The 7,773-nt window shown below is 43.1% G+C and carries 13 protein-coding genes; 8 read left to right on the top strand and 5 right to left on the bottom strand.

From position 1 onward, the window contains the following. From AC2VE5_RS22860 to AC2VE5_RS22850, 3 genes are all read left to right on the top strand, one after another. Positions 1-234: transposase (locus AC2VE5_RS22860; protein ID WP_486889968.1), on the top strand; the 234-nt coding region annotated here is incomplete at its 5' end. Positions 235-285: 51 nt separating this feature from the next. After that, positions 286-846, top strand: a complete 561-nt coding sequence (locus AC2VE5_RS22855) for a hypothetical protein (protein ID WP_486889967.1) — start codon at positions 286-288, stop codon at positions 844-846. 62 nt (positions 847-908) lie between these two features. Next, entirely contained in the window at positions 909-1,226 is a 318-nt protein-coding gene (locus AC2VE5_RS22850; protein WP_486889966.1) for a hypothetical protein, read from the top strand. A gap of 185 nt (positions 1,227-1,411) precedes the next feature. Here the strand turns inward: AC2VE5_RS22850 and AC2VE5_RS22845 are convergent, their stop codons facing one another. Next, on the bottom strand, positions 1,412-2,479 hold the full coding sequence (locus AC2VE5_RS22845; RefSeq protein ID WP_486889965.1) for a fatty acid desaturase family protein: 1,068 nt from the start codon (positions 2,477-2,479) through the stop codon (positions 1,412-1,414). A 75-nt stretch (positions 2,480-2,554) separates the two neighbouring features. Next, positions 2,555-3,286: a tetratricopeptide repeat protein gene (locus AC2VE5_RS22840; protein ID WP_486889964.1), complete on the bottom strand. Its 732-nt coding sequence runs from the start codon at positions 3,284-3,286 to the stop codon at positions 2,555-2,557. A 646-nt stretch (positions 3,287-3,932) separates the two neighbouring features. Between AC2VE5_RS22840 and AC2VE5_RS22835 the strand changes: the two genes are divergently transcribed. Both AC2VE5_RS22835 and AC2VE5_RS22830 read left to right on the top strand, forming a co-directional pair. Then, positions 3,933-4,055 carry a hypothetical protein gene (locus AC2VE5_RS22835; RefSeq protein WP_486889963.1) on the top strand — a complete coding sequence of 41 codons (123 nt, stop codon included), beginning with the start codon at positions 3,933-3,935 and terminating at the stop codon, positions 4,053-4,055. Beyond that, a complete protein-coding gene (locus AC2VE5_RS22830) occupies positions 4,055-4,762 on the top strand; it encodes a restriction endonuclease (RefSeq protein WP_486889962.1) in 708 nt (235 codons plus the stop codon). The genes AC2VE5_RS22835 and AC2VE5_RS22830 overlap by 1 nt, the downstream gene beginning before the upstream one ends. A 58-nt stretch (positions 4,763-4,820) precedes the next feature. Here the strand turns inward: AC2VE5_RS22830 and AC2VE5_RS22825 are convergent, their stop codons facing one another. Together AC2VE5_RS22825 and AC2VE5_RS22820 are read right to left on the bottom strand one after the other, a co-directional pair. Then, positions 4,821-5,117, bottom strand: coding sequence for a type II toxin-antitoxin system RelE/ParE family toxin (locus tag AC2VE5_RS22825; protein ID WP_486889961.1), 297 nt, complete (start codon positions 5,115-5,117; stop codon positions 4,821-4,823). Further along, on the bottom strand, positions 5,117-5,374 hold the full coding sequence (locus AC2VE5_RS22820) for a type II toxin-antitoxin system ParD family antitoxin (protein WP_486889960.1): 258 nt from the start codon (positions 5,372-5,374) through the stop codon (positions 5,117-5,119). Before AC2VE5_RS22820 ends, AC2VE5_RS22825 begins: the two co-directional genes overlap by 1 nt. A 227-nt stretch (positions 5,375-5,601) precedes the next feature. Between AC2VE5_RS22820 and AC2VE5_RS22815 the strand changes: the two genes are divergently transcribed. The 3 genes from AC2VE5_RS22815 (at position 5,602) to AC2VE5_RS22805 (ending at position 7,056) form a co-directional block, all read left to right on the top strand. Continuing rightward, positions 5,602-6,373 (top strand): IS1 family transposase gene (locus tag AC2VE5_RS22815; protein WP_486889959.1). Its coding sequence is split into 2 segments (ribosomal slippage): positions 5,602-5,862 and positions 5,864-6,373, totalling 771 coding nucleotides; the frame shifts between segments, so codons are not numbered across the junction. Positions 6,374-6,484: 111 nt separating this feature from the next. After that, entirely contained in the window at positions 6,485-6,751 is a 267-nt protein-coding gene (locus AC2VE5_RS22810) for a ribbon-helix-helix domain-containing protein (RefSeq protein WP_486889969.1), read from the top strand. Beyond that, positions 6,748-7,056 (top strand): type II toxin-antitoxin system RelE/ParE family toxin, encoded by a 309-nt coding sequence (locus AC2VE5_RS22805; protein ID WP_486889958.1) that lies wholly within the window; start codon positions 6,748-6,750, stop codon positions 7,054-7,056. The genes AC2VE5_RS22810 and AC2VE5_RS22805 overlap by 4 nt, the downstream gene beginning before the upstream one ends. 10 nt (positions 7,057-7,066) lie before the next feature. Here the strand turns inward: AC2VE5_RS22805 and AC2VE5_RS22800 are convergent, their stop codons facing one another. Continuing rightward, the gene (locus tag AC2VE5_RS22800) at positions 7,067-7,438 is read right to left on the bottom strand and encodes a calcium-binding protein (RefSeq protein ID WP_486889957.1); all 372 of its coding nucleotides are present in this window, start codon (positions 7,436-7,438) and stop codon (positions 7,067-7,069) included. Between the last annotated feature and the right edge of the window lie 335 nt (positions 7,439-7,773).

Raw genomic sequence — 7,773 nt, 5'->3', positions numbered from 1 at the left:
AAGATTGAGCAAGCACTACCCAATATTCAACTTTGTTTTTTACCAGCATATAGCCCAGATTTCAATTTAATTGAATTAGTGTGGCATTCATGTAAGGAGTTTGTTGCACATCGGTTATTTCAGTCTGCAACTCAACTTAAAGATCTGCTACACAGGTTATTAAATGATGGTGAGTTAGTAATTAATTGGAATAGAAAGCTCCGTAATAAAGGAAATAAAGTTCTTACAAGTTAAATGTCTATCAGCTTATGCTCTAATAACGAACATTAAACTACCGGATAAAAAATGACTAAAGCCAACAATGTGTCTGGCAACATAGAAAAGTCTAAGGAGCTTGTATTGGATAGCTCCGAGTTATTAGCTGTTGCTTCTAGGCAGGTGGAAACTAAAATTTCTCTAATTGAAGCTGGAAGAATCCTTGTAGCTTGCGGTTTGTCTGACTCTCAGGAGTACAATACCCAACAATGCGATCGTTTTACCCTTGCGTGTACTCTGATTAAAAAACAGGGTAAAACTCTAGCGGAAGTAGCAGCGCATTTTGAGATAGCTCTTGAAGATAAGGTGTTAATCGAACAAGTACATGGTTTGCTAGGTCAAGTATCCTCGGTTCAAGCTGAACACATCCGTGCTGCCCTGCCTAAGATGGCAGCCGAGCAACTGCAAGAAGTCAAAGCGTTATTTTGGCGGATGACGGCACGAAAGTTACGGCAATACGTTGACTCTAAGCAGTTGGACGCAGAAATCCGCCAATTATCTAAGAGCGTACTAGCAACGGCGGAAAAATACCTGGGGCTGTTGAGGTCGAACAGCAGCCCGAAGAAGAATCTGAAGACTTTGCTTGGTTAATTGATGAGTGTATTCAGCAGCGCATTACCGTTATTTCCTCAACGGATCGGCGGCTAATTGAGTTGAATAATTATAAGTTACAGGAGCGCACTAAAGCTGTTGCTGTCACCCAACGCTTGGATAAGGCGAGGATGGAGCGGTGGCAAAGTTGGCTGAAGTGGACGTTTGGCAATCTACATAGAGTATCCAACCGAACTACATTTTTTTACTTGGTTTGGACTCCAATGGTAATCTTCTATTGTGCGATCGCTTTCTTGGGGATGCCGACGGCAGTTGTTTGCCCAAAGGAAAATAGTCTTTGCCGCAATCTTCGGGTAGTAGCTTTGGAAACCAAGATGCTTCCTCAAATTTGGTGGGATAAGTTAACGAGGGGGCGTTGATGGAGATTCTTGGTTTCCTACTTGGGCTTGTTTGCTTAGTCGTTATTGCTTGGGGCGATGAATCAGGATTGCGCTCAAATGCTCAGACCCGCCGAGGACAGGTGCCAAGTGAACAGGCTCCAGGAATCCACCTCAGCCAGAAAAACGGTATCACATCAACTTTATTGCCAGTGTCAGAATTAGGCTTAGTCAGATTCATGCTGCAATCTGGCAAGCTCGATAGTTTCGTGTTGATTAGCACTACCGTACCAGCGAGCGTCACCTGTAGTTATTAACGAATTCTTTTGAGCGATTAATGAGGGATGACGGCTTAACCAGAGCATTTGCTTGAGGTATCCTGCCTCTAGCTGCATGGGAGATAGACCCTGCTGCTGCAAAACTTCTTGAATACGCTCAAAGGCTTCTGGCAACTGGTTAAAGGGAATATTTGGAAAGGCATGATGTACAGCATGATAGTTCAAACCTCCCATCAGCCATCCAGCTAAAGAACTGGTATTGAGATTTCGACAGGTATAAAGCTGCGTTAGCTGGTAGTTTCCCCACTTGCCCCAAAGCCCATAGTGTTCTAAGTGATCCCTTGTTTGCACTACAACCCCGATCGCTCGTTCTAAAACTAACCACAACAATAGATAGTGTAGTAGTTGGTTTTGAGTGATTACAAAAGTCAGCATCAGGCTGTGGAAAATCAACATCCCCGTAATATCAAGCCATAGTTCTTGGCGCAGTCGAGGTACTAAGTTCTGAAAACGCACCCCATTAATAAACGTTTTGACAATCAGTCCAATTCCCCCAAACACAAAGATATCGACGCTCCACTGATGACGCACGTACCATTTCTGGAGAAAGTTTGCTTGCTGATACTCTTGAATAGTCCATTGCACTCGTTCTGGATCTTGCAGGTTAATTCCGTTCCAGCCATGATGTAAATGATGCAGTTGGGCATAGACACCATAAGGCCACAACATTGGCCAGCTGATCGACCTCGCCATCAGAGTGTCAAACCACGTCCATCCTGTGAGGGTCTGATGCACCATGTCATGAGTACAGATTAACCAGAAGGCATAGAAAAAGCCTGCCAAGATGGATGTACCCCCAAACAGCAATTCGCTAGGTGTTATCCAAGCCAGCGTTACTAAGCTCAGGAAAACAAACCCGAGCAAGGTAAAGCGCAGTAGTCCAGCCCAACTATTAACTTGATGCAAGTCGGCGGTGACTTTCTGCAACTCTTGAAATAGGTGCGCTAACTTAGTCATAGACTTCTCGTTTAATACAATTGGGTGGCTCTTCGCCCTTCAGCCCAGCTTATCGCATTGAATGCTGCTATCACATCAAGAATTGCTGCGGGAGTGTGGAATAATTTTAATATCAGCGATTGGTGAACTTTCTCCTGGTTGGCAGGTGAAGATTGTAGGGGTGGCATTAGCTAATTCTTTAGCTTTCTGAAAACTAGCTACGGCGCTTTTATACTTTCCTAAATCATTTAATGTTAAGCCTCGATAGTACCAGGTAAGGAAGTGATCTGGGTTAAATTCTATTGAGCGGTCAAAGTTATTCAATGCTTCTTCGAGGCGCTGCAATTGTCTTAAAGCAGTGCCTCGATGATGCCAAGCCCAATAGGCATTAGGCTGCAATTGCAAAGCACGATCAAAACTAGCAATGGCTTTTTCAAAAATCCCGCAATTACTCCATGTAACACCGTGATTGTGCCATACTACAGAGCTATCTGGGTTGAACTCTAAAGCTCGTTCAAAGCTATTAATTGCCTCTATATAGCGCTTCAACTTTCCTAGTGATATACCACGATTGTGCCACGCCCAGTAAGTATCTGGGCAGATTGTTAAAGCCCGATCAAAATCTATAATCGCGTCTGCGTGTTGTCCTAAACTACCTAATGCAAAAGCACGTTGGAAGAGAGCTTCACTATAATCGGGTTCATACATCAATGCACGAGTAAAAGTTGCGATCGCAACTGCGTATTTTTCTGTCTTGATTTGGTGAATTCCTTGATGAACTAGAAATTCTACTTTTGGTTTAGTAGTTTTGATTATAAAATTCGGCATTATACCTTCAGGATAGTTTTATATTTAAATTTCCTAATCAAGCTGGTGGAGCAAAAATTAGTAGTTTCAGTTATATTCGGAAATGTTTAACTGGTTATTATTCACGTCACAAGAACAAGAGGCAATTCCGGAAACCTCGCTTTTCACATACTAATATGAAGCTGTTTTCATGGTTATCTCCGGCGATATTTTTGTGTAATCATTGCCACAAATTGATTTGGGTTTATCATCCTAAAAACTTTTATGGGACTGAACCTTATTTTCTGTTCAATCCAGTGGATAATTTGTAATTGAATATTATTTTTTAATTATTCAGAGGAAAAAGTTAACAAACTTCAATAAAACTTTAAATGAAAGTTTCTGTGTTCAGCAGGTTTAGAAAACAAGGGTATTGTCAACTTAATTGGACAAGTTCAAAATTAAGCACTGTAGTTCAAGTTCATAGATCGTCAGGAGCGATCAATTTATACAGTGGCTCTCTTTTGTCACTCTCCGAGAGGGCAATCTCTAGAAGCTTTGTCAGACAATCAATACAAGCTAGCCTATTACGAAAACTTGGTTATTGTATTTATTATTAGGAAAAAATCTTGTGAGCGCTTCGTATATAAAAGCTCTAGAATTCAGAAATGGCAAAAGTTTTCCGAGAGTGGCAGAAGAGGGGTATGGGGATGCCAGTGGCTGTCGTCTGCCCCAAGTGATGGCGGTGGAGACTAGAAAAACTGTGGCATCACCGCAGGTCTGGTGGGATAAGTTAACGATGGGGCAGTAATGGAAATTTTTGGTTTCCTACTTGGACTTGGGTGTCTGGTTCTGGTAACTTGGGTGATCGCTCTACTTGGCAATGCGATTTTTGGTAGAAAGCGTCGGCGACGAATGCGATCGCACGAGCAGCCACCTACAAATATTTTAGAGTTTCGGGAGAGAGAAACATCCGCGCCTAATCTCCCTGTACAAACAGTTTCGCCTCGTCGGGTGATTGCAACAGAGCAATCCTTAGCTGAGACTAGAGTTCGGCTTCCTAGTAGTAGGCATCAGCACTACATTCGTCTTGCTGCTCAGGTATTAAAACAACTGCGTTCTAACGAAGTACAGTTGCCAAAAGCGATCGCTATCCTCCGCCAGATGAATCCCTATGCCTTCGAGGAGTTATTACTAACTTGCTGCCAGGAACAAGGCTGGAAGATTCAACGTAACTTTCGCTACACTGGCGACGGCGGGATAGACGGGCGCGTGATAATTGCCGGGAAGCTGTATTTGATCCAGGCAAAGCGTTACCGGGGCTATATTAATCCCCAGCATATCCATAAATTTCGCCAGGTTATCCAGAGTGAGGAAGCTGCTGGCGGTTTCTTTATTCACACTGGAAAAACAGGGGATAGGTCTAAGGAATTGCTGCGGGAGTATCGAGTAAGTTTGATTAGTGGTCAACGATTGGTCAACTTTGTCTTGGGGCAGAGGTTGAAGATTGTGGGGTGATGATGCCTATTTCTTCAGACAATAAATGAAGTTTTTAACAAGTTAATTTCTTCTTTGCTTACTCCTGTCTAAAGACATCTTCAACGTCTCGCGCACCATGTAGTATACGGATTACATCAATGCCATTTTCGATTACTTGATAGAACACTACATAGTTGCCGAGCGGGAAGCTTTGCAACCCAGGTAAAAGTTCATCGCGCCTTCGGCCCAATCCTGGATTACGTGCCAACGCTTGTAGTTTTCCCTCAAGGCGATCTAAAAACTCATCTGCTCGATCGAGACTATCATCTGCAATGTAGCCCCAAATATCCAACAAATCTAACTCAGCGCGAGGTCGTTTAACGATCTTTGCCATTACTGAGGTTGCCTCTGCCGACGGCGCTGCCGTGCTTTCGTCTTAATTTCTTGTACATCTAGAGTGGTCGCCTCTCCGCTATCCAATCCTGCCTGAATGTCTTGCCGCAATTCCTGTAAGCGAATCTGTTGAAGCTGCTCCCGCTCTTTTAGTAAGCGCAGTCCCTCACGAATAACTTCACTAGCGGAGTAATATAGACCGCTTGAAACCTTCTGTTGGACGTACTGCTCTAACTCAGGTGTCAAAGACACGTTCATGCTTGAGTCCTCTCATAGTTTGGTCAACTCTATTGTCGCTCTAATAACAGATAATAACAATTGTTGTTATTAGATCAACTAAAATCCTTGAAATGGTAATTGAGAGTTTCCTACTCTAAATAAGCTAATTCATTGAGTGCTTTGTATACAAAACAGGGTGGTGTTATAGATCAGTTGTTTGGCTATAATCAGTAAGGAGTAAAGAGTAGAGAGATTAGTAAAGTACTATGACTGTTTGGCTACCGGTTGAATGTCCTCATTGCCACAGCACCGAAGTTGTCAAACATGGTAAATCAGCCCTAGGCAAGCAGCGCTATCGCTGCCAGAATTCTGATTGCCCTTACCAGACTTTTGTCCTGAACCAAACCTATCCAGGACGGACGCGACAAGTCAAACAGCAAATCGTGGAGATGACACTCAACGGTAGCGGAGTCAGAGATATTGCACGAGTGTTGCATGTTAGTCCCACAACAGTTATTCAAGAATTAAAAAAAAATTACTCACCTCAAACCAGTCAATCAAAAATTATTGTCATGGCTAAAACCTGAGAGCGTAGAGGTAGAGATTATTCGAGTTGAAGAGCCTGTGGAGATTGGAGTTGAGGAATCTGAGTTAGATGAAATGTGGAGCTATGTGGGTAAAAAGACAAACCCTAGATGGCTCTGGCATGCTATCGACCGTCAAAGTGGGCAAGTGCTGGCTTATGTGTTTGGTCGCCGCCAAGATCAAGTCTTTCTCCAACTTAAGAAGCTCTTGGAACCCTTTGGGATTAAGCGTTATTGTACTGATGGTTGGGGTGCCTACGGACGGTATCTACCACTAGAGTCCCATGAAATAGGTAAGTGTAAAACCCAGAGGATTGAGCGTAAGCATTTGAACTTAAGAACAAGAATTAAGCGACTAACTCGCAAGACTATTTGTTTTTCTAAGACGGAGGAGATGCACGATTTAGTAATCGGTTTGTTCATTAATCGCTATGAGTTTGGTCTAAAAATTTAATCTCTAAAACACTTATCTAGAACACTACCTTCGTGCGATGGTCGCTTTGTGCGAATTGCTGCTGTCGCGATCGCCTACAATGAAAACAAGTATTACCTGCCATTAGCTGCTATGCAAATTGTTTTACCACCCGAACTGGAAAACCTCGTCCAACGTCAACTCGCTAGTGGTAAATATCAAACCGCACTTGAGGTTATTCTTGCCGGGATCAAACTCCTTGAGCAACAAGAAGATATTTACCAGAGGCGGCTGCAAGAACTACGACAGGAAGCTCAAATTGGATGGGAAGCAGCCGAACGGGGCGAACTGATTGATGGGGCTACTGCTATGGCACAAATTCGTGCCAACCTGCACGAGCGCTACGCCGCCGATTCATGAATCCACAGTTTCGTCTCACCGAACCTGCTATTAGAGATATTGAGCAAATTGCCGACTACATTGCCCGTGAAGTTGGTTTGACTGGAGCAGATCGATTTCTATCTAGGCTTGATGCCAAATTTGCTCAAATCGCTCAATTTCCTAATCTTGGACGACAGCGTAATGAAATCTTACCTAGACTACGTAGCTTGCCAATGGATCGCTATCTCATTCTTTACATACCAATAGAGCGAGACGTAGATATTCTTCGGGTTGTCAGTGGCTACCGAGATTTGTCTGCCTTGTTTACTGACTCTGAGGATTGATCTCCAGCCCCTACCCAAACTCATAGCCTTGATTAACCCAGTAATGCCAGTCGGCAATCGCCTGTTGTGTTTCCAGTTCTGCCTCTGGAGCCTCTAGCTGAATCAATGGTACTGCCAGGGTATCCCCATCCCAGTCAATCTCTACAAACATTTCCCGTTCGCACTCCTCCTCCAGTGCCATGCTTACTACTTCCACTGTTGAACCTTCTTTTACTAGAGAACCACGCCTTTTACTGATGCAAACTGCTGTAAATGGAAACTGCATTGTGTCTTGCAAGTAGTAGTACCAACCCATTGCCTGCTCTTGGGGTTCATAGGCATCTACTACAATTTCCATCGTGATGCGTTCTTCACGCTCTGCATCCTGTTCTACCTTCGCCATAACATAACTTCCATTTTTAGTTATGTCCAAAATTTTATCGTCAATTATGCGTTTGCTCTTAATGTGAATTGTGGAATTAACCCAATTAATTTAGTTAATTCTTGGATATCAATCGTTGATACATTTGATACCTAAGAATTACCTTGATGCCGTTGAATTTGGCTACTTAACTTCTTTAAGTAATACCGCAGAACAATCTTCCCCTTCTTAGGGCAACCGCATAAAAAATATAGCGTAGGCTAGGGTAAAGTAAAGCAAGTAGAAACAGAGTTAATGAGTCAGACAATTGATGCAAGCATACTGACCCATTTTGCCAGCCGAGAAGAAATACGTGA

The organism is Aliterella sp. E5.1 (assembly GCF_057473825.1).
Note: the sequence above shows the minus strand (reverse complement) of the source record. Positions and strands in the feature narration are given on the sequence as shown.

Excerpts from the sequence above, each read along its gene's own strand:
- AC2VE5_RS22845 (WP_486889965.1), bottom strand. The coding sequence starts at position 2,479 with ATGACTAAGTTAGCGCACCTATTTCAAGAGTTGCAGAAAGTCACCGCC.
- AC2VE5_RS22800 (WP_486889957.1), bottom strand. The coding sequence starts at position 7,438 with ATGGCGAAGGTAGAACAGGATGCAGAGCGTGAAGAACGCATCACGATG.
- AC2VE5_RS22810 (WP_486889969.1), top strand. The coding sequence starts at position 6,485 with ATGCAAATTGTTTTACCACCCGAACTGGAAAACCTCGTCCAACGTCAA.
- AC2VE5_RS22830 (WP_486889962.1), top strand. The coding sequence starts at position 4,055 with ATGGAAATTTTTGGTTTCCTACTTGGACTTGGGTGTCTGGTTCTGGTA.
- AC2VE5_RS22855 (WP_486889967.1), top strand. The coding sequence starts at position 286 with ATGACTAAAGCCAACAATGTGTCTGGCAACATAGAAAAGTCTAAGGAG.
- AC2VE5_RS22825 (WP_486889961.1), bottom strand. The coding sequence starts at position 5,117 with ATGGCAAAGATCGTTAAACGACCTCGCGCTGAGTTAGATTTGTTGGAT.
- AC2VE5_RS22840 (WP_486889964.1), bottom strand. The coding sequence starts at position 3,286 with ATGCCGAATTTTATAATCAAAACTACTAAACCAAAAGTAGAATTTCTA.
- AC2VE5_RS22820 (WP_486889960.1), bottom strand. The coding sequence starts at position 5,374 with ATGAACGTGTCTTTGACACCTGAGTTAGAGCAGTACGTCCAACAGAAG.
- AC2VE5_RS22805 (WP_486889958.1), top strand. The coding sequence starts at position 6,748 with ATGAATCCACAGTTTCGTCTCACCGAACCTGCTATTAGAGATATTGAG.